We start from the raw sequence: 24,352 nt of genomic DNA on the forward strand, positions 1-24,352 counted from the left end.
GTCAGGTCCGGTCAGGCGGTGGTTGCGGGTGCGGCGAAGCAGGAGGCTCCCTGCTCCGCGCCGGTGGCAGCGGCGCGGAAGGCGCCGAACAGGTTGCGGCCCATGCCCCATTCATTGCCCGACAGGTCGGGCATGGTCACGGTGCGGGCGGCGAATTCGGCGGCATCGACCAGCACGTTCAATTCCCCGGTTTCGGCGTCCAGACGGATGATGTCGCCGTCGCGCACCTTGGCCAGCGGGCCGCCGCCCAGGCATTCGGGGGTGATGTGGATGGCGGCCGGCACCTTGCCGCTGGCCCCCGACATGCGGCCGTCGGTGACCAGGGCCACCTTGAACCCCTTGTCCTGCAGCACGCCCAGGCCGGGGGTCAGCTTGTGCAGTTCCGGCATGCCATTGGCGCGCGGCCCCTGGAACCGAACCACGGCCACCACATCACGGTTCAGCGCGCCGGCCTTGAAGGCGGCCTGCAGGTCGTCCTGGCTGTCGAACACGGCGGCAGGCGCCTCGATCATCCGGTGTTCGGGCTTCACGGCCGACACCTTGATGACGCCGCGGCCCAGATTGCCGGACAGAAGCCGCATGCCGCCCGTGCTGTCGAACGGGTCGGCGACGGGGCGCAGCACCTTGGTGTCGGCGCTCTGCCGGACGCCCAGGCGCCAGGTGGCGACCCCGTGATTGTCCAGGAAGGCGTCCTGGCGATAGGCATCCAGCCCATCACCGGCCACCGTCTTCACATCGCCATGCAGCAGGCCGTTGTCCAGCAGTTCGGAGATGACGAACTGCATGCCGCCGGCCGCGTGGAAATGGTTCACATCGGCCACGCCGTTGGGATAGACGCGGGCCAGCAGCGGGACGGCGGACGACAGGTCGCTGAAATCCTGCCAGTCGATCAGGATGCCGGCAGCGGCGGCCATGGCGACCAGATGCATGGCATGGTTGGTGGACCCGCCCGTCGCCATCAGGCCGATGACGGCGTTGACGATGGCCTTCTCGTCGATCACGTCGCAGATGGGGGTATATTCGTCACCCAGCGCCGTGATCCTCGCCGCCCGTTCGGCGGCGGCCACCGTCAGCGCGTCGCGCAGCGGCGTGTTGGGGTTGATGAAGCTGGAGCCGGGCAGGTGCAGGCCCATGATCTCCATCATCATCTGGTTGGAATTGGCGGTGCCGTAGAAAGTGCAGGTGCCCGGCCCGTGATAGCTCTGCGACTCCGCTTCCAGCAGGGCGTCGCGCCCCAGCTTGCCTTCGGCATAGAGCTGGCGGACCTTGGCCTTTTCCGGGTTGGACAGGCCGGACGTCATGGGGCCGGCCGGCACGAAGACCGCCGGCAGATGGCCGAAGGACAGCGCGCCGATGAACAGGCCCGGCACGATCTTGTCGCACACACCCAGATACAGGCCCGCATCGAACATGTTGTGCGACAGCGCGATAGCGGTCGACATGGCGATGACATCGCGGGAGAACAGGGACAGTTCCATGCCGGGCTGCCCCTGGGTGACGCCGTCGCACATGGCGGGCACGCCGCCCGCGAACTGCGCCACGGCCCCCACCTTGCGCACGGCGTCCTTGATCAGGGCCGGATAGCGCTCCAGCGGCTGATGCGCCGACAGCATGTCGTTGTAGGACGACACGATGGCGATGTTCGGCTCCATCCCGGATTTCAGCTTGGCCTTGTCATCGGGCGCACAGGCGGCGAAGCCATGGGCCAGGTTGCCACAGGCCAGCGTGCCGCGGCGCGGACCCTTGCCGGCGGCGGCGCGGGTTTGCTCCAGATATCTGGATCGGGTAGCGACGCTGCGCCCGACGATCCTGTCCGTGACGCGGCGGATGGCGTCCTGTGTCATCTCGAACTTCCTCCTTCAGGGGCGCCCGGTCATGGACGGGGGTTACGGCGCCCACCAGATGGAAACGGGAACCTGTTCCTGGTGCAGGACGGCGCGGACGGGGGCCGCCTCCATGGGGCCGGGTTGCAGCGCCATTTCCAGGACCTCCTTCTTGCGGGGCCCCGTTATCAGCAGGATCACCTGCTGTGTGCGCAGCAATTCCGGCCGGGTCAGGGTGATGCGGGCCGGCACGCCCCCGACCGGGGCCACGGCCGCCACCGCCAGGCCCAGCGACCCGGTCAACGCCTCTTCCAGGCCGGCGGCACCGGGGAAGAAGCTGGCCGTGTGGCTGTCCTCCCCCATGCCCAGCAGCACAAGGTCGTAGGGGCGTGGCATGGTGGCCAGCCGGCTGCTGGTGCGGGGCAGGCCGTCGGCCGGCGTGGTACCGACGCTTTTCAGCCCGACGACGGTTGCCCCCCCGGCCACGGCCGTGGCCAGGGTGCGGCGGACCATCGCCTCGTTGCTGGCCGGATCGTCCAGATCGACCCAGCGCTCATCCGACAGGGTCAGATAGACCTTGTCCCAAGGCAGGTCGATGCGATCCAGCCGCACGAACAGGTCGGCCGGCGTGGAGCCGCCGGACAGGACCAGCGAGGCCCAGCCATGATCGGCGACGGCTGCCACGATCGTCGCGGCGACATGGTCGGCCAGCGCCGCCACCAATACCGGCTTGTCGGCGAATGCCTTGAACTCATTGATATTCGGCATCGTTCCACCGCCGATCGTCGCGGGCCAGCAGCAGGGCGGCCGACAGCGGCCCCCAGCTTCCGGCCGGATAGGGTTCGGTCGCCTGGTCGGCATCCTTCCAGCCCTTCAGGATCGTGTCGATCCAGGCCCAGGCGGCATCCACCTCGTCCCGGCGCATGAACAGGGACGGGTTGCCCCGCACCGTATCCATCAGCAGCCGTTCATAGGCATCGGGATAACGATCCTTGAACGTTTCGGCATAGGAAAGGTTCAACGGCACGGAACGCAGGCGCAACCCGCCGGGGCCCGGCACCTTGGTCATGATGGACAGGTTCACGCCCTCGTCGGGCTGCAGGCGGATGACCAGCCGGTTGGCGGTCAGTTCGCCGGCACCACGATCGAACACCGAATGGGGTACGGCCTTGAACTGCACGACGATTTCCGAATAGCGGGTCGCCATGCGCTTGCCGGTGCGCAGATAGAACGGCACCCCGCCCCACCGCCAATTGTCGATTTCCGCCTTGATGGCGACGAAGGTTTCAGTGTTCGAGCTGCTGCCCAGTTCGTCGGGATATCCGGGGACGGACTTGCCCTCGATCGCGCCGGGCCGGTACTGGCCGCGCACGGTCTTGGCCTTCACATCCTGCACCGTGATGGGGCGCAGGGCGCGGAGCACCTTGATCTTCTCGTTGCGGATCATGTCCTCCGTCAGCGACGAAGGCGGCTCCATGGCCACCAGGCACAGCAACTGGAGGAAATGGTTCTGCACCATGTCGCGCAGTGCGCCGGCCTTGTCGTAATACTCGGCCCGCCCCTCCACGCCCACCTTCTCGGCCACGGTGATCTGCACATGGTCGATATAGCCGGCATTCCACAACGGCTCGAACAGGGCGTTGCCGAAACGCAGGACCATCAGGTTCTGCACCGACTCCTTGCCCAGGTAATGGTCGATGCGGAAGATCTGCTCTTCCTTGAAGATGGCGCCGACCTCGTCATTTACGGCGTTGGCCGATGCCCGGTCCTTGCCGATCGGCTTTTCCAGCACGACGCGCGTCTTCGGACAGATCAGGCCGGCTTGGCGGATGTTGCGGCAGATGGCGCCGAACAGCGCCGGGGAGGTGGCCAGATAGAAGACGCGGGCCTTCTCGCCCCCGTCCTTCAACGCCTCGGCCAGTTGCGGCCAGTGGCCGTCCGGCTTGGTCGCATCCAGCGCCACATAGGCGATGCGGCCCAGGAACCGGTCCAGCACGGCGGGGTCGATATCGTCGGCCGGCACGAACTGTTCCAGCGCCGCGGCAATCTGCTGGCGGAACTGCGCGGTGCCCTGGTCGGTGCGCGACACGCCCACGATGCGGCTGTCGTCCGTCAACTGATGGTCGCGCTCCCGATAGTAGAGCGCGGGCATCAGCTTGCGCAGGGCGAGATCGCCCGTACCGCCGAACACCACGTAATCGAAGGGGTTCACCTGCATCACATCAGCCATGGCACCCGGCCCGCCCGTTTCTTCGTCTTTCCAGCCGTTCTCCGGCCGCGACCGCGCGGAACCCCGCGCGGCCCTCTGCCTGTGAATGTAGCAGAATTACAGTCCGGGGCAAGCGGGCATTACGTGCAAGTATAGCGATTCCGGCTAAGGTGCGCATGTTTCGTCCCGCCACGCTGCGCTGCGGCGTAACTTTACTACGTTCCATGCCCTCTGAAAGGCATTTTGCACGCGCAATGATCAAAGCGGGGGAAACAACCGTGCCCCGCCATTACCGCCGATATGCCGGCCTTGCCAAATCCCGATGGATTTCGTGTAATTCCCTTACATCGCCGCATCGCCCGCGGCCCTTTCGGATTTGAAGGTTTGGGGAGCGCGACCGTGCTTGAACGTATCCGCGGCATGCAGGCCGGTCTCCGGCGGTCGGAACAGAAGATCGCCGAAGTGGTGCTGAAGCGCCCGCATTCGGTGGTCAACGCCTCTGTGGCGGAGGTGGCGCGCGAGGCGCAGGTCAGCCAGCCCACCGTCGTGCGCTTCTGCCGGTCCATCGGCTGTGCCGGTTTCCAGGATTTCAAGCTGCGCCTGGCCCAGGACCTGGCCACGGGCACCCCTTATGTGCATGAGGAGGTGCGGCCCGATGATCCCGTGGTTGATGTGGCGGCCAAGGTGCTGAACCGGTCCATCGCGTCCCTGACCCGTGTGCGCAACCACACCAATCCCGAGGCGCTGGAACAGGCGGTCAGCATCCTGACCGCGGCGCAGCGCATGGAATTCTACGGCTTCGGCGCATCGGGCGTGGTGGCCATGGATGCGCAGAACAAGTTCTTCCGGCTGGGCATCCCCTGCGTCGCCTATACCGACTTCCATGTGCAGGCCATGTCGGCCACCCTGTTGGGGCCGAACGCGGCGGCCCTGGTCATCTCCCATACCGGCCGCACGCGGGAATTGCTGCGGTCGGTCGATCTGGCGCTGGACAGCGGGGCCAAGGTCGTGGCCCTGACCAGCGGCGGGTCCCCGCTGGCGGAGAAGGCCACCGTGTCGCTGCTGGTGGATGTGGTGGAGGATACCAGCATGTACACGCCCATGGTCAGCCGTCTGGCGCATCTGGCCATGCTGGACGTGCTGCAGGTGGCTGTCGCCCTGCGCAAGGGCGTGAACCTGGCGGAAAGCCTTGCCCGGTCCAAGCGGCCGATCCGCGAGCGCCGGCTGACCCAGCGGGGCTGACGGGCGGGACGGGAGCGGGTGGCGGCGGTTGTCGATCCCATCTCCCTTGCCCCGGAAATATGGTAAACAGACCGACCCCTTCCCTGTCCAGGCCCGCCAATGTCCCTTGCCCTTTCCGCCGCCGAGATCGCCGCCATCACCGGTGCCAGCCATGGTGACATCTTCGCGGTGCTGGGACCGCACCGGTTCCATGACGGGTCGGACCGGGTCGCGCTGCGGGTGTTGCGCCCCGACGCGGACCGCGTGACCGTGATCGGCCCCGACGGGGCCGTCCGGCTGGAACTGGCCCGCATCGACCCGGCTGGCCTGTTCGACGGCACGCTGACGCTGGAACAGGCGACCGGCTATCGGCTGCGGTTGCACCGTGGCGACGCCGTGTGGGAGATCGACGACCCCTACCGGTTCCCGCCCCTGCTGGGGGAAATGGACCAGCACCTGCTGGGGGAGGGGCGGCATTGGCGCGCCTATGAGAAGCTGGGCGCGCATCTGGATGTGATCGATGGTGTGTCCGGCGTGCGCTTCGCCGTCTGGGCGCCCAATGCGCGGCGCGTTTCGGTGGTGGGGGATTTCAACGGCTGGGATGGCCGCATCCATCCGATGCGCCTGCGCCTGGGCGCCGGCATCTGGGAACTGTTCGTTCCCGGCGTGGCGGAGGGGGCGCATTACAAATATGAATTGCTGGACGCGGCGGGCCATCTGCTGCCGCTGAAGGCGGACCCCTATGCGCAGGCTGCCGAATTCCGGCCCGCCACCGCGTCCATCGTGACGCGGATCGACCGGCATGAATGGCGGGACGGGCAATGGCTGTCGGCCCGGGCCGCCCGCAATGCCCGCAATGCTCCGCTTTCGATCTACGAGGTGCATCCCGGTTCGTGGCGGCGCCCGGATGGCGGTTCCTATCTGAACTGGCGCGACCTGGCGGCGCTGCTGGTGCCCTATGTGCGCGACATGGGCTTCACCCATATCGAGGTGATGCCCGTGCATGAGCATCCGTTTGACGGGTCGTGGGGATATCAGGCCCTCGGCCTGTTCGCGCCCACCGCGCGGTTCGGCACGCCGGCCGATTTCCAGGCCTTCGTGGATGCCTGCCATCAGGCGGATATCGGTCTGATCATCGATTGGGTGCCGGGCCATTTCCCCACCGACGCCCATGGGCTCTACCGGTTCGACGGTTCCCACCTTTACGAGCATGCCGACCCGCGCCAGGGCTATCACCCGGACTGGAACACGGCCATCTACAATTTCGGCCGGAACGAGGTGACGAATTTCCTGACCGCCAACGCCCTGTTCTGGTTGCGTCATTATCACGTGGACGGGCTGCGGGTGGATGCCGTGGCATCCATGCTGTACCTGGATTACAGCCGCAAGGAAGGGGAATGGGTGCCCAACCGCCATGGCGGGCGGGAAAACCTGGAAGCCATCGATTTCATGCGCGCCATGAACGCCCTGGTCTATGGCACCGATGAGGGGCAGGGCGGCGGGGCCATCACCATTGCGGAAGAATCGACCGCCTGGCCCGGCGTATCGCAGCCCGCCCATGCCGGCGGCCTGGGTTTCGGGTATAAATGGAACATGGGCTGGATGCATGACACGCTGAAATACATGCAGCGCGACCCCATCCACCGCCGCCACCATCATCACGACCTGACCTTCGGCCTGCTCTACGCCTTTTCGGAGAATTTCATCCTGCCGCTCAGCCATGACGAGGTTGTGCATGGCAAGGGTTCGCTGCTGGCCCGCATGCCCGGCGACGACTGGCAGCGATTCGCCAACCTGCGCGCCTATTTCAGCTTCATGTGGACCCATCCGGGCAAGAAGCTGCTGTTCATGGGCGGGGAGTTCGCGCAGGCCCGAGAATGGAACCATGACAGCCAGTTGGACTGGCATCTGCTGGACGATCCGTTCGGCGGCCACTGGCATCGCGGCGTGCGCGACCTTGTCCGCGACCTGAACCGGATCTACCGGGACATCCCCGCCCTGCACGAGCGCGATTGCGAGGCGGAGGGGTTCCGTTGGATCAAGGGCGGGGCCGCGGATGAAAGCCTGCTGGCCTACAGCCGGCATGGCATGGCCGGGGATGCCGTGGCCGTCACGGTCTTGAACTTCACGCCTGTCCCGCGCGAACGCTACCGCGTCGGCCTGCCCCGTCCGGGGCGCTGGCAGGAGGTGCTGAACAGCGATGCCGCGGCCTATGGCGGCAGCGGCATCGGCAATGGCGGCAGCGTGATGGCACAGTCCCTGCCCTGGGACGGCCAGCCCTGCTCCGCTGAAATTACCGTGCCGCCGCTGGCCGCATTGGTCTTCGTGCCGGGCTGACCGGCTGGCGGCGTGGCTTTCCAGGCGAAGGAAAGCCGTACAACTACCTGATCACGGGCACCCGTGCTTCGGACTGCCAGAAGGACCAGCGCAGGCCGGCGCCAACGCTGACATTGGTCTTCTCGCGGAACAGGGGGCTGTCCTCGTTCGCGCTGCCACCGTAATAGCCGACCTGGGCCGCGCCGAACACCAGCAGCCGTTCGGTGACCGGATAGGCCAGGCCCAGCGTCGTCTTGGTGCCGATATAGCCGTTCTGTGCGCGGTAGGCGGGGCGATCCGGCGTCGCATAGACCGGGTCCACCTGATAGAAATAATCATTCACGCCGTCGAAGCCAAAAATGGGACCGATGGAGGCATAGCCCCGCATCTTCGTGCCGCCCAGCGACCGCTCGAACCAGCTCAATTCGGGGTTCAGGGTGATCCCCTCGTAATCGAAGCCGATGAAGCGCGTGGCGATGACGGCGCGCAGTTCGACGCCCAGGTCGATCTGCCGGCTGGCATCCCCAGGCAGGAAGTGCCAGGTCAGCTTCGGTCCCGCCTCGATCAGCAGGTCCAGGTCCGGCATGCCGCTGCGGGCCTTGTTGTCCTTGCTGTCGACATCGAAGGACCCGTCCAGCCCGATATCCAGTTCCAGCCGCCCCCCCGCCATTTCCTGGCGGGCGCGGATGAAGCCATCATCGCCGATGCGCAGATGGTCGCCGCGATAGATCAGGAAGGGAATGGGCAGGGCCTTGAACTGGCCCTCCGATGCGGCCGGGTAGTGGGCGATGTAACCGCCGGCCGCCAGCAGGCTGGCTTCCCACAGGGGGGCCGTGTCGTTCGTCGTCTCCATCCCGAATAGGGCGGATTGGGCGGCGGCACTGCCGGACAGGGCCAGCAGGGCGGTGCTCAGGGCGAGAAGGCGGCGCATCATCGGGGCACGGACGGACCGGTTTGTTGCAGGGGCGGCATAGCTCTATCGCATTGCCGTCCCCGCCGCCACTACCCCGAACGGATCAGCGCTTGCCGCGCGTCATGAAGGACTGGAACGCCGCCATGGCCTCCGGCGACCGCAGGCAGGCACCGAAAATGCCGGCCTCCTTGCGCATCGTGTCCAGGATCAGCGCCTGATCGGGCCGCATCAGCGCCTTGGTCTGGCGCAGCGCGCCGGCCGGCTTGGCTGCCAGGGCCGCGGCCTTGGCCCGAGCGTGCGCAGACAGATCGGCCGTGGGCACGATGCCGGACAGGATGCCGGTGGCCAGCGCCTCCTCCGCGCCGATCGGCTCGCCCAGCATCAGCATGCGGGCCGCCTGGGCATGCCCCATCGTGCGTGGCATGAGCAGCGAACTGGCCGCCTCCGGCACCAGCCCCAGATCGACGAAGGGCACATGCAGCCGCGCATCCGGGGCGGCATAGACGAGATCGCAATGCAGCAGCATCGTGGTGCCGATGCCCACCGCCATGCCTTCCACCGCAGCCACCAGGGCCAGCGGCGTCGTCGCCAGTTGGGCCAGGAAACGGAAGACGGGCGCATCCTCGCTGGATGGCGGGTTGGCCAGGAAGTCGCCGATATCGTTGCCGCCCGTGAAGAAGCCGCCCGCACCTTCGAACAGGATGACGCGCATGCCGGCATCCGGCGCAGTGCGCACGGCCTCGGCCATGGTGGCATACATGGCGGCCGTCAACGCATTGCGCTTGTCGGCGCGGTTCAGCGTGATGGTGCGGACCGCATCGGCGTCGCTCACCAATACATGGTCGGTCATGGCGTTATCCCTCCGGGCTCGGCTTTGGTTGGCATCAGGACGCCCGAAGCCGCCAGCCACGTCAAGACGAAACGCACGACCGTGCGGAAAGGGGCCGGCAGCGCAATTTCCCAGCGGCCGCCAGCCGGTCCGGATGGCGGTTTCGTTCTACCGGTCGTCGTGAAGTCGATGCTCCGGGGCGGTGCGGGCAAGCCCGGCCGGCCGTTACTTCTTGCGGAAAGCATCCAGTGCCACGACCGTGCCCGTGGGCTTGGGCTGATCGGACTGGTCATCGTCGGCAGGGGGCTCGTCGGTGGCGACAGGGGGTTCCGCCTCCGTCTCCTCTTCCACCAGAACGTCGGGTGCGTCGTCCGGCTGGAACTGCAGGACGAAGTTCACCGACGGATCGGCGAAGGTGATGATGGTGGACAGCGGAATCACCAGACGGCGCAGCACCCCGCCGAAGCTCAACGTCACGCCGAACCGGTCATTCTCCACCATCAGGTCGTAGAACTGATACTGCAGGACGATGGTCATCTCCGTCGGGTACTTGGCGCGGAGATAGTCCGGCAGTTCCACCCCTTCGGCATCGGTGCGGAAGGTGACGTAGAAATGATGCTCACCCGGCAACTGCCCGCCACGGCTCAGCACCTCGCGCAGGGCCTGTCTGACCACGCCACGCTTGGCGGCTTCGACCATGCGGTCATAGCGGAGCATTTCCTGCGACATCTGTAACCTGAACCCCTGGTAACGAACGCGACGGCAGATTGCCGTCCCCCACGGAACCAGACAAGCCTATTACGGGCGGATAATCAAGCCTCGGGCGCAAAAGGCGGGTATGGCCTGCACAGCCATGCGGTAAAGCACGGGCACGACGGGGGCATGCGCATGTGCAGACACACATGCATATGTGCAGATGCATCTGCAAAGATGGAAGGTGGGGGGATTCTGTTGCCCAGCTCCCCCCGGGCTGCGACTTAAGCAAACTGACTAACGCCCTTTAGGGGGAATTAGGCAGCCATGCGAAGGTCAGACGCCGAGTTATCGTTGGCATCTATGAGGTTTGACCCGATAACGGCGGTATCATGCCGAGAGAAGACTGTGCCTTTATTACGCGCGTCGATCCTGTTTCGCCCCCATGAACCGGCGGCCCTTGGCCCGATCAGGGGCCGGCCGACGGTGAATGGTGGAGGCGCCGGGTACCGCCCCCGGGTCCGCAACGTCTATTCCACACCGCGTTTATCTCCATAGTCGGGCGAACCCGACAAGACCTATATAGTCGGTCCGCCCGCCGGATTAAAGGGGGATCTTGAGCCCGGCCGGGTTCTCGCCCGGCGCCTTCAGGGCCGCATCGATCAGAACGACAGGTCCTGATCGATGCAGATGGGTACGCCGTCAGATCCGCAGCATGATCTTGCCGATATGGGTGGAGCTTTCCATCAGCCTGTGGGCGTCGGCGGCCTGTTCCAGTGCGAAGGTGGCGGCGATGACGGGGCGGACCTTGCCGGCCGTGACCAGGGGCCAGACATGGGTCCGCACGGCCGTGGCCAGTGCCACCTTCTGCACCGTCGTCCGGGCGCGCAGGGTGGAGCCGGTCAGGGTCAGGCGTTTCAGCATGATGGGGGTCAGGTTCAGCGCCACCTTGGGGCCGCGCAGGAAGGCGATGGTGACATGGCGGCCATCCATGGCCAGGCAATCGATATTGCGGGGCAGATAGTCGCCGCCCACCATGTCCAGCACCACGTCGACGCCGCGCCCCTGCGTCGCGTCCTTCACCAGGGCGACGAAATCCTGGCTGCGATAGTCGATGGCATGATCCGCGCCCAGCGTCGTGCAGGCGGCCACCTTCTCCGGCCCGCCGGCCGTGGCGAAGACGGTGGCACCCATCGCCTTGGCAAGCTGGATGGCGATGGTGCCGATCCCGCTGGTTCCGCCATGGACCAGCACGCTCTCGCCCGACACCAGCCCCGCCCGTTCGAACAGGTTGGTCCAGACGGTGAAGACCGTTTCGGGCAGGGCGGCGGCCTGCACCATGTCCAGCCCGTCGGGCAGGGGCAGGCACTGCCCGGCCGGCGCCGTGGCATATTCGGCATAGCCGCCGCCGCCCAGCAGGGCGCAGACCGTGTCGCCGATCTGCCAGCCCGTCGTTTCCGGCCCCACCGCCGCGATGGTGCCCGCCACCTCCAGCCCCGGCAGGTCGCTGGCGCCCGGCGGCGGCGGATACTGGCCCAGGCGCTGGATCACATCAGGGCGGTTGACCCCGGCGAACGCCACCTTGATCAGCACCTCGCCGGCGGCCGGCACGGGCAGGGGGCGGGTGGCGGGGACCAGCACTTCCGGTCCGCCGGGCTCCCGGATTTCCACGGCGCGCATGGTCTGGGGCAGGGTCATGGGGTTCTCCTGGCTTTGGCGGATGATTGCGATCCATGGTCTGATACCGCACAATGGCAGCAAGGCAAAGGCACCGGGACAGGGGGAACGACGATGGCTTTCGACCTGGATGAACTGCTTCCCGCCAGGAAGCCGTCCAAACCCGTCGACTTGGCGGGCCTGTCCATCGGTGACCTGAACGACTATATCGCCGCCCTGGAAGCGGAGATCGTGCGTGTCCGCACCGCGATCAAGGACAAGCAGGATGTCCAGACCGCGGCGCAGGCCTTCTTCAAGCGATAGGGCCGGGGTCTGGCGCGGCGGTCTTTCTGAATGCGGCCAGCACATGCACGCGCAGCGCGCTGGACAGGTTGCCCGTGCGCGTTGCGTCCACCCGTTCGATCAGCAGGTTCACGGCGATGCCCTCCGCGGCGGCCAGTTCCTTCAAGGCCTCCCAGAACGGTTCCTCCAGCGTCACGCTGGTCGGATGGCCGGCGATCATCACGGAGCGTTTGCGCACTTCGGTCACGGCGTCGCTCCCTTCGGGCCCGGTCAGGTCAGGTGCGGGCGGGCCAGGTAATCCTCAGCCTGCATTTCCATCATGCGGCTGACGGTGCGCTGGAACTCGAACGCATGTGTCCCCTCGGCATAAATGCGCTCGGGGGCCACCTCGGCCGCGATGATGGTGTTGACCTTGTGCTCATACAGCGCATCGATCAGGGTCATGAAGCGCTTGGCCTCGTTGCGCTGCGCTTCCGCCAGGCGCGGCACCATGTCGATCAGCACCGTGTGGAAATGTGTGGCGATGGCCAGGTAATCGCCGGCTCCCAGCGGGCGGGCGCATAATTCGTCGAAGGTGAACCAGGCCGCGCCCTTGGCACTGCGCGGCACTTCCACGGTGCGGCCCTGAACTGTCAGATGCGTGGCCTGCGGGTCCTGCCCGTCGGTCAGGTCGGCAAAGGTACGCCGCATGGCCTCTGTCGTGCCGGCCGTCAACGGATAATGGTAGACCTTGGCGCCCATCAGCCGCGCCAGCCGGTAATCCCGTTCGGATGCCAGGTGCAGCACGTCCAGCTTTTCCTTCAGCAGGGCGATGAAGGGCAGGAAAAGCTGGCGGTTCAGGCCGTCCTTGTAAAGATCCTCCGGCGGCCAGTTGCTGGTGGCCACGACCACGACGCCCAGGTCGAACAGGGCCGTGAAAAGGCGGCCCAGGATCATGGCGTTGGTGATGTCGGTGACGTGAAATTCGTCAAAGCACAGCAGCCAGCCGCGCGCCGCGATCTCGCGGGCCACCTCCACCACCTCGTCCCCGGCCTTGGCGCGGCCCTCCTGGCGGATGGCGTGCATCCGCTCATGCACGTTCAGCATGAAGGCATGGAAATGCACGCGGACCTTCTCCGCCACAGGCGCCGTTTCAAAGAACAGATCCATCAGCATGGACTTGCCCCGGCCGACATCGCCATAGATGTACAGGCCCTGCGGCGCCGGGTCCGGCCGGCGGGTCAGCCCGAAGCGCGCGCGCCAGCCCGTCTGCCCCGTGGAAGGACGGTATCCCTTCAGGGCGCGCCACAGGCTTTCCAGCTTTTCGGCGGCCAGTTCCTGGGCCGGATCGGCTTTCAGCGTGCCGGTGCCCCGGCGGGCGCGATAGACGGAGAGGGGGCCGTCGGTCATGGCGCTTTCACGAATAAGGTCAAGGGCTTCCGCACAAGGTGGTAACGGCCGGGACCGGGATGGACAAGTGCAGCGGCATTGACCCAGCCTTGCCGGGCCGGCGGGCGCATCGCCAATGCCTTATGCCAAGTCCCGGTGATCGCAACCGATCACCGGCATCTCAATCGCCGGCGCCCACATCCGTGGGCGTGCGCCGGCGCCCACATCCGTGGGCTTGGGCGTGCGTCGGCGCCCACATCCGTGGGCTTGGGCGACGCCGCATGTGCGGCGCGGCGGCGGCGACCGGTTCGGCAGCGGAATGGTTCATGCGAGATTTGCCAAATTGGTCGTTACATTTTTAACGAAATTATGTGCATTCATGCGCGTCATGAAATTGCGCATCCGTGTTCTTCCGGCCGCCCTTGCGGTCTTGCTGGTGTTGCCCGTCCTGTCGGCGGGCGCGGGGGCATCTGCTGTGCCCGGCTGCCATCTGCGGTTCGCCCTGGCCGATTTGCCGCCGTTCCAGTCGCTGAAGGATGGGAGGCCGGCCGGCATCGATGTCGAACTGGTGGCCGAAGTGGCGCGGCGCATGGATTGCCGCGTGGAATGGGAACAGGCTCCGCGCCAGCGGGCCATGGTGCTGTTGCAGGAAGGCAAAGTGGATGCCGTGGCCGGTGTCGCGCGGACGGCGGAGAGGGAGGCCATCGGCCTCTATTCCGCACCGCTGCGCCATGGCCGCAACGTGCTGGTCGTCCGCCGGGGCGAGGCGGCGCGCTTTCCCCTGGCCAGCCTGCGGGATCTGGCCGGCACGTCCTTCCGCCTGGGTATCGTACAGGGCAGCCGCTACAGCCAGGAGTTCGAGGATCTGGTCAATGACGGCGCGCTGGCCGGCAATCTGGTCGCCGTCCAGAACGGGGAAAGCGCCATGGCCATGCTGATGCGCGACCGGATCGACGGCTTCCTGGACGGTTACCGCGTCGCCATGGACCGGGCCGGCCGCCTGGACCTGGTGGACAAGGTGGAGGCGCATCCCATGCCCGTCAGCGGACCGGAGGCCTATGTCGTCTTCAGTGTCGCCGCGAAGCTGGACCCGTCCATTCCGGCCCGGTTCGATGCCGCGCTGGCCGCGATGCGGGCCGATGGCACCGTGGCACGCATCGTCGGTACAGGTGATAGCTGATCCGGGTTGAAAGGTGCCGGCGGATGGGGGATCGTGGCGCCATGCTGCCTGTTGTCCCTGTTCAGCCCCCATCTCCGCCATGACCGACCGGCCCGATCCGGAACGGCCGGTCATCGCCTATGAACGGGCCAAGGCATTGGCGGCCAGCCCCGATGCGGCCACGCGGGCCGATCTGGCTTTGCAGCCCGGCACGCCGCCGGAACTGCTCTATTATCTGGCCGATGATGATGATCCGCTGGTCCGGCGGGCCGTCGCCTATCGCGCGGAAACACCGGTACAGGCGGCGCCGCGGCTGGCGCGGGACAGTGACACCGACGTTCGGGTGCTGCTGTCGCGCAAGCTGGCCCGGGTCCTGCCCCACCTGACGGGACCCGAACATGCTGCCATCCGCGATCTGGCCCAGCATGCGCTGACCATGCTGGCCGCCGATCAGGTGGTGCGGGTGCGTGCGGCCCTGGCCGGCGCCCTGCGCGATGTGGCCGTTGCCCCGCCGGCCCTGGTGGGGCAACTGGCCCGCGACGTGGCCCGCGATGTGGCGGAGCCCATCCTGCGCGGCTGCGTGAACCTGCCGGATGAAGAGTTGCTGGCCATCATCGCGGCCCAGCCCGTTCCCTGGGTGCTGGAGGCCATCGCCCGCCGCGATCATGTGTCGTCCCCTGTGGCCGACGCCGTGGCGGCATCCGGCGATCCCGTGGCCACGGCCAGCCTTCTGGCCAATCCCGGTGCAGCCATCGGCGACGGGACCATGACGCGGCTGGTGGCAAAGCCGCTCGCCGTGTTCGACAGCGGCCGGGCGGCGGCCAAGCCGCTGTTGCCGCCATCCCTGCTGGGCAAGCTGGCGGGGATCGTGGAGGACAGCATCCGCGGCGAACTGGCCGGCCAGGGGTTCGACAAGCTGGACCGGCAGGAGGTGGTGGAGGTGACCCGCCGCCGGCTGGACTGGGCGCGTGATTATGTGAAGCGGGAGGCGCCCGACGCCAAGGCGGCCCGCCTGAAGGCCGAAGGCAAGCTGGATGAGAATGCCGTCTGGGATGCCCTGTCCTGGGGCGACAAGCCCTTCGTGCGCGAGGCGCTGGCCCTGCGCGCCGATCTGCCGCCGGACCTGGTGCAGCGGATCATCGATACGCAGAGCGCCCGCGCCATCACGGCGCTGGCCTGGCGGGCGGGTCTGTCCATGCGCTGCGCCCGGCTTTTGCAACTGAAATCCGGCCTGCCGCCGACCAAGCTGCTGAACGCCCGCCACGGCATCGATTATCCGATGACAGAAGCCGAGATGCGCTGGCAACTGGGGCTTTTCGGCGTGGAGTGATGCCGGGCGGTCGCATGGGGATCAGGCCCGGCCAGCATGGTGCCCATGCCCTTGCGCCATCGGCCAAAATGTTTGACCGATGGCAGGGCGGCGACCGCCGTCGCGCGGTCCGTGCCGCGTGGCCAAAGCCCAGGCATCGGGGCGGCGCCCGGCGCATGGTTGCATTGATCAGCACCATAGGTTCTGATCAATGCAGATACCTATCAGTAGGCATATTCCTGATAGGCGGGATCGACCGATCCGGCCCAGGGGCCGTGATATTTCTCCAGCATCTCCGTCGCCAGCGACCGGCCCGATTGCGCGATGGCGACCAGCGGTTCCAGGAAATGCGTCTCGTCGTCGCCCATGCCGGCCAGACGCGCCCGGTTGCGCAGCCCCTCGCGTGCGATGGCCACGACGCGGCGTGCCACATCCTGCACCGTCCCGCCCTGGAAGGGGGTGGCCAGACCCAGCCGCGGCACGTCGCGGCGCAGCGTGGCGCGGTCCTCCCGCGTCCAGCCCTTCACGATGTCCCAGGCGGCATCCAGCGCCGTGGTGTCATACAGCAGGCCCACCCACAAAGCCGGCAGGGCGCACAGCCGGCCCCAGGGGCCGGCATCGGCGCCCCGCATCTCCAGATATTTCTTCAGCCGCACTTCCGGGAACATGGTCGTCATATGGTCCGACCAGTCGGTCATCAACGGCTTTTCCCCCGGCAGGATCGACAGCCGCCCATCCAGGTAATCGCGGAACGACAGGCCGGAGGCGTCCAGATAGCGTCCGTCGCGATAGACGAAATACATCGGCACATCGAGCGCATAGTCGACATAACGCTCGAACCCGAATCCATCCTCGAACACGAAGGGCAGGTCGCCCGTGCGGTCGGCATCCGTGTCGGTCCAGATATGGGAACGATAGCTCTGATAGCCGTTGGGCTTGCCCTCCATGAAGGGGCTGGCCGCGAACAGGGCCGTGGCGATGGGCTGCAGGGCCAGCGACACGCGGAACTTCTTCACCATGTCGGCTTCCGACGCGAAGTCCAGATTGACCTGGACCGTGCAGGTCCGGGTCATCATGTCCAGCCCCAGGGAACCGACCTTGGGCATGTATTCGCGCATGATCTTGTATCGGCCCTTGGGCATCCAGGGGATGTCGGCGCGCGGCCATTTCGGGTTGAAGCCCATGCCCAGCATGCCGAAGCCCAGATCCTGGCCGATGGCGCGCACCTGCGCCAGATGCGACCCCACCTCCCCGCAGGTCTGGTGAATGGTGGTCAACGGCGCGCCCGACAGCTCGAACTGCCCGCCGGGCTCCAGGCTGATATTGGCCATGCCCTGGGTCAGGGCGATGATGTTGTCGCCCTCGCGCACGGGCTCCCAGCCGAAGCGGCGGTGGAATTCCCCCAGGATTTCCCCGATGCCGCCGGGACCCGCATAGGGAACGGGCGCATGGTCGGGACCCCTGAACACGAACTTCTCATGTTCCGTGCCGATGCGCCAGTCGACGGCCGGCTTCATGCCCTGTTCCAGATACGCCACCAGTTGGCGGCGGTCGGTGATCGGCTCGCCGCGCGAAGTCGGGGGTGCGGACATTTCGGTAGGTTCCTTGGGGAAGCGTCGGGCGCGTTGACGGGACGGCGGGGCGATGGCGATCAGGCACGATGGGGCGGGCGCATATCGGCCTGCCGACATCGCCAGTCGCCTGCCACCGCCTGCCACACGGACAGGACGGCGAAGGCGGCGGTGTCGGCGCGCAGCACGCGCGGTCCCAGCCCCACACCCACCACAAAGGGCAGGCGGCGCAGGGCGTCAAGTTCTTGCTGGTCGAATCCCCCCTCCGGACCCACCAGGAATGCGACGGCCTGTCCCGCGGCCGCTGTGACGGCGGTCACCAGCGGCTGTGCCGCCCCGCTTTCGGCGGCGACGAGCAGGGGGATGGAAGGGTCCCAGCAGGCCAGCAGCCGGTGCAGGTCGATCCCGTCATCAATGTCGGGGATGTCCAGCCGCTCGCATTGTTCTGCCGCTTCCACGGCATTGGCGCGCATCCGGTCCAGGTTGACGCGGGAAACATCACCGCGCCGCGTGAAGACGGGGGTCAGGCGGCCCGCCCCCAGTTCTACGGCCTTTTCCACCACATATTCGCTGCGCCCGCCCTTCAGCGGCGCGAAAAGCAGCCGGGGCGGGGGTGGGGCGCCGGTGTCGGGCGCACGGGTCTGCCGGTCGGCCCGCAATGTGCCGGCCGATTTGCCCAGCGCCCCGATACCGGCCAGATATTCCCCGTCGCGGCCATTGAAGGCCAGCACGGCATCGCCCGGCCCCAGCCGCAGCACGGCGCGCAGATAGTGGGCGCGGCCGGCATCCAGCGCCACCGCCGCCCCTGCGGACAGGGGCTGGTCGATATAGAGCCGGGTGCGGGGCAGGGCGTCGGACATGGGGCGCTGTCGGTTCCGGGAATGTCAGAGGTCCAACAGATAGCCGGCCCCGGCCCCGCGGCCAAGCGGCCAGCGTCAACCGCAGGGCAGGCCCACGCCCCGCGCATTATCCACTGATTTCATGGAAATAGTCCGGGGGAGCGCACCGCTGTCCCCCGGAGCCCCCAACGGCGGTTCAGCCCAACTGCCGGCGCAGATGGTTCAGGACATCCGTCCGGGTCAGCAGGCCCAGGAAGGTCGGCCCGTCCTGGATGATGGCCACCATGTTGCGATCGAACAGGGCCTTCAGATCGGCCATGGTCGCCGTGACGGGAAGGGTCTCCAGCCGGTTGACCATGGCGGTATAGACCTTGTCGCGGAAGCGGGCCGGGTCCTTCTCGACATGCAACAGCAGGTCGCTTTCATCCAGGATGCCGATCACCCGGTCGCCTTCCATGACGGGTAATTGCGACACGTCGGAAATCCGCATGCGCTTGTAGGCCGTCAGCAGCGTATCCTCCGGCCCGACGGTCACCACCTGTCCCTTGTCGTGGCGCCGGGTCATCAGGTCGCGCAGGTCGTTGTGCCGGTCGCGCGGCAGGAAGCCGTGATCTTCCATCCAGGCGTCGTTGAACATCTTCGACAGGTACTTGTTGCCCGTGTCGCAGACCAGGGTGACGACGCGCTTGGGCTGCGTCTGGGCGCGGCAATATTTCAGCGCGGCGGCGAAAAGGGTGCCGCTGGACGATCCGGCCAGGATGCCTTCCAGGCGCAGCAGGTCGCGCGCGGCGTTCAGGCTTTCCGTGTCGGAAACATAGAAGGCGGCCCTGGCATATTGCAGGTCGCAGACCGGCGGCACGAAATCCTCGCCCACGCCTTCCACGACCCAGGAGCCGGGTTCCTCGTGCGTGCCCTTGTTCACCAGATCGGCGATGATGGACCCGACGGGGTCGGCGATGACCATCTGCGTCTTGGGGCTGGCCTTGGCGAAGAAGGCGCCCAGCCCCGTGAAGGTGCCGCCCGACCCGATGCCCGCCACCACCGCGTCGATGTCGCCATCCATCTGGCGCAGCATCTCCGGACCCGTCCATTCCTCATGCGTGCGCGGGTTGGCGGGGTTGGCGAACTGGTTGACATAGAAGCTGCCGGGGATTTCCGTCGACAGACGTTCCGCGATGTCCTGGTAATAGGCGGGATGGCCCTTGCCCACATCCGACCGGGTGATGTGGATTTCAGCACCCAGGGCACGCAGATTATTGATCTTTTCCGTCGCCATCTTGTCGGGGATGACCAGGATCAGGCGATAGCCTTTCGCGGCGCAGACCAGGGCCAGGCCCAGGCCGGTATTGCCGGCCGTCGCCTCGATGACGGTGCCGCCGGGGGACAGGTGGCCGGCCGCCTCCGCCGCCTCGATCATGCGCAGCGCGATACGGTCCTTGATGGACCCGCCGGGATTCTGGTTCTCCAGCTTCAGATACAACTCGCACGGGCCGGTATCGAAGCGAGTGATGCGGACGATCGGGGTATTGCCGATCATGGACAGGATGGCAGGCGCCGAAGCGGGCGTCGCGGACATGGGTTCCCCCCTGGGGCAAATGGTTTTGACCAACAGGGAAACGCATCAACGGCCCGACCGCAAGGGCCGGGCGAACAAAGAAATCAAGCTGCGGCCCGTCCGGGTGCCGTGAAAGATTCCGGCGGGATCGGGCGCCCATCGGCATCGATCAATCCCGCGGCGAACAGCGCTTCCACATTCTCCGCCAGATTCTCCGCACAGGCCGGGCGCTCCCAGCCTTCCAGCCAGTTCTGTTCCAGGAAGGCCAGGATGGCCGGCTGGGCCAGTTCCGCCTCCCACAGGATGCCCAGCAGGGAGGCCAGTGCCTCCTCGCGGATCTGCTCTTCCTTCCCGACGGCAATGGCCTGATCCGCCTCTGCCACCCGGCCTGATTCCGGGCCGGCACCCAGGCCGAAATCGACCAGCCGGCGCCGTTCGGGCGGGGCGATCAGCCAATGCGCCACCTCGTGGATCAGAACATAGGCTTCCGACCGGGTGCGGATGCAGGTGCCATCATAGGAGAAGGCATCCTGCGGCGCTTCATCGATCACCCCGATGCCGAAGGCGCGCGCCAGATCGACCGCGGCGTCGCGGTGGGCCTGGGTGTCCACGCCCAGGGCGATCAGGTCGCGTGTGGCCGCGATGCGGGCCAGCACCCGCGCCGTGCGGCTGCGGGGGGCAAGCCGGCCGGCCAGCACCGCCAGCGCCTCGGGCAGGGTCTCGTGGGGGATGGTCGTAAGCTGCATGGGACCAGGAAGATATCCGGCCGCGCCGCAGGGGGAAGTGCCAATGACGCGCGGCCGGCTATCGCGGGGCGCAGAGGTGGCCGCCGCATCATTGCGCCAGCAAAGCAAGGATATAGGCCTTCGCCGCCTCCGCATCCCGGGCGCGCAGGGCCCCGCGCCGCCACAGGTCGCACAGGCCATGCACCTCCCCCCAGGCACGCATCACCCGGTCGCGCAGCGCAAGGGAGAAGCCGGGCGGGTCCCCGGCATGGCGGAAGGCATCGGCCGCCAGGGCCGTCACCTTGGCCACCGACGGGGCCAGTGCCGGGTGTGACAGGTAATTCTGTCCCGCAATGCCATACATCAGGGCATACAGCGCCGGCTGTGCCAGTGCGAAATCCACATAGGCACGGTACAGCGGGCCGGGTCGGGGCTGGCCGTCCCCGGTATCGAATCCGGCCCGGATCACGGTGGCAAGGGCGTCGAAACCCTGGGCCGCGACGGCCAGGGTCAGTTCATGCTTGTCGGCGAAATGGCGGTAAAGCGCCCGGTGGTTGACGCCGATGGCGGCCGCCACGGCCCGGAAGGAAAGGGCGTCCGGCCCATCCGCGACCACCATCGCCAGGGCGGCCGCCAGGGCGGCGGCACGCACATCACCATGGTGGAAATTGTCGCGGCGGGGTGCTTCCCCGGTCACGGGCGCTTGGGGCTGACGTACCATTCAACCACCATCTTCGACACGGGCTGCCCGGCCGCGTCGGTAATCTCCACCTCCACGGGGAAGCGCACCTTCCCCTCCGCCGCCAGTTCCGCCCGCAGGTCGGCACCCGCCCGGCCCGTGCGGGCCACGGCGCGCAGGTCGCCCCTGGCCAGGGTCAGATACTGGATCGTGGCCTGTGCCGCCACGGGGCGGATATTCATCAGCACGGGTGCCATGGCCCCGGCCATGGCGCCGCCGCTGGCCGTTTCGGCCAGGGTGAAGATCACGCCGGCATGCGGCGTGCCCAGATGGTTCTTCACCTCTGCCCGGTCCGTCACCCGCGCCTCCGCGGTGCCATCGCCCAGGCTGACCAGATCGATGCCGCAATGGCGCACAAAGGGCAGGGAGCCCGCCATCTGCTGGCGGATCATGTCATGGACCATCTTGGGCCTCACCTTGAACAACAGGGGAAGGATGATTTTCAGCATCAGCAAAGTCTCCGATGGAGACATTGCCCCGAAACGAACCGCCGGTCAAGGGTCCCGGCCGGCGGTATCGCCCTATATTCGTGCATGGGGGGAGATCAGCGGGGCGCCCCGCCTCCCGCCGTCAGCATTCGCGCTGGGGTTGGGGGGGCGGCAGGTTTCCCGCCCTCTCAGCGCCGATGGAACAGCATGACGCGGAAGGCGGGCTCGTCCGGCCCCTTGGCCATCTGTATGCCCAGTTCCTCTCCCAGGAAGGCGGTACGGTCGAATTCGGGGAAGAAGGTGTCGCCCGCCGGGCTGGCCGCGATCTCCGTCAGGAAGACACGGTCGGCCAGCGGCAATGCCGCGGCATAGATCTGCGCGCCGCCGATCACCATCACCTCGTCGCCGTCCGCTTCCTCTGCCAGACGCTTGCCCGTTGTGATGGCGGTTTCCAGGTCATGGACGATGATGGCGCCTTCCGCCCGGAAATCCCGGTTGCCGGTGACCACGATGTGCGGCCGGCCGGGCAGGGGCCTGCCTCCGAAACTGTCCCAGGTCTTGCGGCCCATGATCATGGGCTTGCCCATGGTCACCTGCTTGAAGAAGCGAAGATCGTTGGGCAGCTTCCAGGGCATGCGGCCTTCATGGCCGATGACCCCGTTGCGGGCGACGGCGGCGATCACGGAAAGGAACAAGGCAGGTCTCCAGGCGGTCGATGGGTGACAATAGCCGCCCGGCCCGCTAATACCAACCATCACAGCAAGCTGGTCCCAAGCGGAGCCGACGGTCGATGCGCCATCCCGAGCAGCAATATCTGGACCTGATGGGTGACATCCTGGCCCGCGGCGACCGCCGCGTGGACCGGACGGGCGTGGGGACCCTGTCGCTGTTCGGGTCGATGATGCGGTTCGACCTGTCGGACGGCACCGTGCCCATCCTGACCACCAAGCGCGTCTATTGGAAGATGGCGGTCAAGGAAATGCTGTGGTTCCTGACCGGCGGCACCAATATCCAGCCGCTGCTGAAGGAAAAGGTCACGATCTGGACCGACTGGCCGCTGGCCGCCTACCGCCGTGAGACGGGGGAGGATATCAGCCAGGCCGCGTTCGAGCAGCGCATCGTCGAGGATGATGCCTTCGCCGCCCGCTGGGGTGAACTGGGGCCTGTCTATGGCAAGCAATGGCGCCGTTGGCTGGGACCCGACGGGCGAGAGCATGACCAGATCGCCGCCCTGGTGCAGGGATTGCGGGAGAATCCGTCCAGCCGGCGCCTGCTGTTCCATGCCTGGAACGTGCCGGAACTGGGCGGCATGGCCCTGCCGCCCTGCCACATGGTCTATCAGTACCATGTGACCAGCGACGGCCGCCTGAACGGGTTGATGTACCAGCGCAGTTGCGACGTGCTGCTGGGCCTGCCCTTCAACCTGACCGGGGCGGTCGCCCTGCAGGCCATGCTGGCGCAGCAGGCCGGGCTGCGGCTGGGCGAGTTCGTGTGGATGGGCGGCGATGTTCATCTGTACCTGAACCATCTGGATGCCGCGCGGGAACAATTGACCCGCAACCCCCGGCCCCTGCCGCGCCTGATGCTGGCCCGCCGGGCGGACAGCATCGATGGTTACCGGATCGGGGATTTCGCGGTGGAAGGGTACGATCCGCACCCCCCCATCAAGGCCGACGTGGCGGTGTGAATGCCGGCCGACGCGACATCCCCGAAAAACCGCCCTTGCCGCGTCCCGGCATTTCAAATCAACCGCCGGGCTGAAAAATCCCGTGGCTTGTCCCGTGGCGGAACGCTATAGGAGAAGGGTAGTTGACTTGTCCGTCCGGTTGGCTGCGCGGGGCCCCGCCCGCGCGCGACGGGCGGTTTTTGCGTTAGCGGATCGTTTTGAAACGGATCGTTTTGACCGGCCAGCGCCGGTAAAGCGTTTGAGGAGGAAGCATGGCACTGCCCCTGATGCCGAAGGCCACCGCCGTCTGGCTGGTCGAGAACACCAGTCTCAGCTTCGAGCAGATCGCGGAATTCTGCGGCATGCACGAGCTTGAGGTGCAGGCCATCGCCGATGGCGAGGTGGCGGTGGGCATGGTCGGCCGCGACCCGGTCGCCGGCGGCGAACTGACCGCGGCGGAGATCGCCCGCGTCGAGGCCAATCCCAACCTGAAGCTGAAACTGCGCGTGCAGGACCTGCCGCAGCCGGTCGCCCGCGCCAAGGGCCCGCGCTACACGCCGGTCACCAAGCGCGGCGACAAGCCCGATGCCATCGCCTATCTGCTGAAGGCCCATCCGGAATTGTCGGACGCGCAGATCTGCAAGCTGATCGGCACCACCAAGCCGACCATCGCCGCCGTGCGCGACAAGACCCATTGGAACTCGGCCAACATCAAGGCGCGCAACCCGGTGCTGCTGGGCCTGGGCAGCCAGCGGGAACTGGATGCCGCCCTGGAAAAGGCCCGCCGCGGCCGTCCGGAGCCGGAGACGGCTGACATGGACGCCATCGACGAGGATATGGAGCCTGCGGCCCTGTCCGGGGACGAGGACGAAGCTCAGGATTGAGCCGCGGCGTCCGCCGCCCCACGCTGGCCACGCGGCGTCCGCCGCTACACGTTGGCCACGCGGCGTCCGCCGCTCCATGCCGGCCACGCGGCGCGGGGTGCCAATGGACCCCGCCGATCATCGGAAATTGGCCGGCTTGCCACGCG

23 protein-coding genes and 1 other RNA gene are annotated in these 24,352 nt (G+C 67.1%); 7 read left to right on the forward strand and 17 right to left on the reverse strand.

The genetic code is table 11. The features are described from left to right. Positions 1–11 precede the first annotated feature (11 nt). Genes edd through zwf form a run of 3 tightly spaced genes read right to left on the reverse strand, consistent with a single transcriptional unit; the run spans position 12 to position 4,053 of the window. A complete protein-coding gene (edd, locus tag ABC728_RS18185) occupies positions 12–1,844 on the reverse strand; it encodes a phosphogluconate dehydratase (RefSeq protein ID WP_416620582.1) in 1,833 nt (610 codons plus the stop codon). Between the two features lie 42 nt (positions 1,845–1,886). Beyond that, entirely contained in the window at positions 1,887–2,591 is a 705-nt protein-coding gene (pgl, locus tag ABC728_RS18190) for a 6-phosphogluconolactonase (protein WP_416620581.1), read from the reverse strand. Continuing rightward, positions 2,575–4,053, reverse strand: coding sequence for a glucose-6-phosphate dehydrogenase (gene zwf, locus ABC728_RS18195; protein WP_416620580.1), 1,479 nt, complete (start codon positions 4,051–4,053; stop codon positions 2,575–2,577). Before zwf ends, pgl begins: the two co-directional genes overlap by 17 nt. 378 nt (positions 4,054–4,431) lie before the next feature. Between zwf and hexR the strand changes: the two genes are divergently transcribed. Together hexR and glgB are read left to right on the forward strand one after the other, a co-directional pair. Beyond that, positions 4,432–5,274: a transcriptional regulator HexR gene (hexR, locus tag ABC728_RS18200; RefSeq protein WP_416620579.1), complete on the forward strand. Its 843-nt coding sequence runs from the start codon at positions 4,432–4,434 to the stop codon at positions 5,272–5,274. Positions 5,275–5,373: 99 nt separating this feature from the next. Continuing rightward, positions 5,374–7,590, forward strand: coding sequence for a 1,4-alpha-glucan branching protein GlgB (gene glgB / locus ABC728_RS18205; protein ID WP_416620578.1), 2,217 nt, complete (start codon positions 5,374–5,376; stop codon positions 7,588–7,590). Positions 7,591–7,633: 43 nt separating this feature from the next. Here glgB and ABC728_RS18210 read toward each other — a convergent pair whose 3' ends face one another. The 5 genes from ABC728_RS18210 to ABC728_RS18230 all read right to left on the reverse strand — a co-directional run bounded on the left by ABC728_RS18210 (position 7,634) and on the right by ABC728_RS18230 (position 11,702). Further along, on the reverse strand, positions 7,634–8,503 hold the full coding sequence (locus tag ABC728_RS18210; protein ID WP_416620577.1) for a MipA/OmpV family protein: 870 nt from the start codon (positions 8,501–8,503) through the stop codon (positions 7,634–7,636). 82 nt (positions 8,504–8,585) lie between these two features. Continuing rightward, positions 8,586–9,332, reverse strand: a complete 747-nt coding sequence (locus tag ABC728_RS18215; RefSeq protein ID WP_416620576.1) for an enoyl-CoA hydratase-related protein — start codon at positions 9,330–9,332, stop codon at positions 8,586–8,588. Positions 9,333–9,536: 204 nt separating this feature from the next. Next, on the reverse strand, positions 9,537–10,040 hold the full coding sequence (locus tag ABC728_RS18220; RefSeq protein ID WP_416620575.1) for an SspB family protein: 504 nt from the start codon (positions 10,038–10,040) through the stop codon (positions 9,537–9,539). A gap of 207 nt (positions 10,041–10,247) precedes the next feature. Then, positions 10,248–10,616: a transfer-messenger RNA gene (gene ssrA, locus ABC728_RS18225) on the reverse strand. A gap of 90 nt (positions 10,617–10,706) precedes the next feature. Continuing rightward, positions 10,707–11,702 (reverse strand): NAD(P)H-quinone oxidoreductase, encoded by a 996-nt coding sequence (locus ABC728_RS18230; protein WP_416620574.1) that lies wholly within the window; start codon positions 11,700–11,702, stop codon positions 10,707–10,709. Between the two features lie 93 nt (positions 11,703–11,795). On the opposite strand from ABC728_RS18230, the gene ABC728_RS18235 reads away from it, so the two are divergent. Beyond that, positions 11,796–11,984 carry a DUF1192 domain-containing protein gene (locus tag ABC728_RS18235; RefSeq protein WP_416620573.1) on the forward strand — a complete coding sequence of 63 codons (189 nt, stop codon included), beginning with the start codon at positions 11,796–11,798 and terminating at the stop codon, positions 11,982–11,984. Here the strand turns inward: ABC728_RS18235 and ABC728_RS18240 are convergent. Further along, positions 11,974–12,201: a ribbon-helix-helix domain-containing protein gene (locus ABC728_RS18240; protein WP_416620628.1), complete on the reverse strand. Its 228-nt coding sequence runs from the start codon at positions 12,199–12,201 to the stop codon at positions 11,974–11,976. The two genes, ABC728_RS18235 and ABC728_RS18240, sit on opposite strands and share 11 nt — an antisense overlap. A 32-nt stretch (positions 12,202–12,233) precedes the next feature. After that, positions 12,234–13,352 carry a cell division protein ZapE gene (gene zapE / locus ABC728_RS18245; protein WP_416620572.1) on the reverse strand — a complete coding sequence of 373 codons (1,119 nt, stop codon included), beginning with the start codon at positions 13,350–13,352 and terminating at the stop codon, positions 12,234–12,236. 358 nt (positions 13,353–13,710) lie between these two features. Here zapE and ABC728_RS18250 point away from each other — a divergent pair, with 358 nt between their 5' ends. Both ABC728_RS18250 and ABC728_RS18255 read left to right on the forward strand, forming a co-directional pair. Beyond that, positions 13,711–14,511, forward strand: a complete 801-nt coding sequence (locus tag ABC728_RS18250; protein ID WP_416620571.1) for a substrate-binding periplasmic protein — start codon at positions 13,711–13,713, stop codon at positions 14,509–14,511. Positions 14,512–14,590: 79 nt separating this feature from the next. Further along, positions 14,591–15,820 (forward strand): DUF2336 domain-containing protein, encoded by a 1,230-nt coding sequence (locus ABC728_RS18255; RefSeq protein ID WP_416620570.1) that lies wholly within the window; start codon positions 14,591–14,593, stop codon positions 15,818–15,820. Between the two features lie 203 nt (positions 15,821–16,023). On the opposite strand, the gene ABC728_RS18260 is transcribed toward ABC728_RS18255, so the two are convergent. From ABC728_RS18260 to ABC728_RS18290, 7 genes are all read right to left on the reverse strand, one after another. Further along, positions 16,024–17,391, reverse strand: a complete 1,368-nt coding sequence (locus ABC728_RS18260) for a glutamate--cysteine ligase (RefSeq protein WP_416620569.1) — start codon at positions 17,389–17,391, stop codon at positions 16,024–16,026. A gap of 59 nt (positions 17,392–17,450) precedes the next feature. Then, entirely contained in the window at positions 17,451–18,230 is a 780-nt protein-coding gene (locus ABC728_RS18265; protein ID WP_416620568.1) for a 16S rRNA (uracil(1498)-N(3))-methyltransferase, read from the reverse strand. Positions 18,231–18,405: 175 nt separating this feature from the next. Continuing rightward, entirely contained in the window at positions 18,406–19,785 is a 1,380-nt protein-coding gene (locus tag ABC728_RS18270; protein ID WP_416620567.1) for a pyridoxal-phosphate dependent enzyme, read from the reverse strand. 83 nt (positions 19,786–19,868) lie between these two features. Then, positions 19,869–20,510, reverse strand: a complete 642-nt coding sequence (locus ABC728_RS18275; RefSeq protein WP_416620566.1) for an elongation factor P hydroxylase — start codon at positions 20,508–20,510, stop codon at positions 19,869–19,871. Between the two features lie 88 nt (positions 20,511–20,598). Continuing rightward, positions 20,599–21,210, reverse strand: a complete 612-nt coding sequence (locus ABC728_RS18280) for a TetR/AcrR family transcriptional regulator (RefSeq protein ID WP_416620565.1) — start codon at positions 21,208–21,210, stop codon at positions 20,599–20,601. Then, on the reverse strand, positions 21,183–21,677 hold the full coding sequence (locus ABC728_RS18285) for a PaaI family thioesterase (RefSeq protein WP_416620564.1): 495 nt from the start codon (positions 21,675–21,677) through the stop codon (positions 21,183–21,185). The genes ABC728_RS18280 and ABC728_RS18285 overlap by 28 nt, the downstream gene beginning before the upstream one ends. A gap of 167 nt (positions 21,678–21,844) precedes the next feature. Next, a complete protein-coding gene (locus ABC728_RS18290) occupies positions 21,845–22,351 on the reverse strand; it encodes a dihydrofolate reductase (RefSeq protein WP_416620563.1) in 507 nt (168 codons plus the stop codon). Between the two features lie 95 nt (positions 22,352–22,446). Here ABC728_RS18290 and thyA point away from each other — a divergent pair, with 95 nt between their 5' ends. Together thyA and ABC728_RS18300 are read left to right on the forward strand one after the other, a co-directional pair. Then, a complete protein-coding gene (gene thyA / locus ABC728_RS18295) occupies positions 22,447–23,343 on the forward strand; it encodes a thymidylate synthase (RefSeq protein ID WP_416620562.1) in 897 nt (298 codons plus the stop codon). Between the two features lie 251 nt (positions 23,344–23,594). Continuing rightward, positions 23,595–24,206: a DUF1013 domain-containing protein gene (locus ABC728_RS18300; RefSeq protein ID WP_416620561.1), complete on the forward strand. Its 612-nt coding sequence runs from the start codon at positions 23,595–23,597 to the stop codon at positions 24,204–24,206. Positions 24,207–24,352 lie beyond the last annotated feature (146 nt).

It is taken from the genome of Niveispirillum fermenti (genome assembly GCF_052474395.1).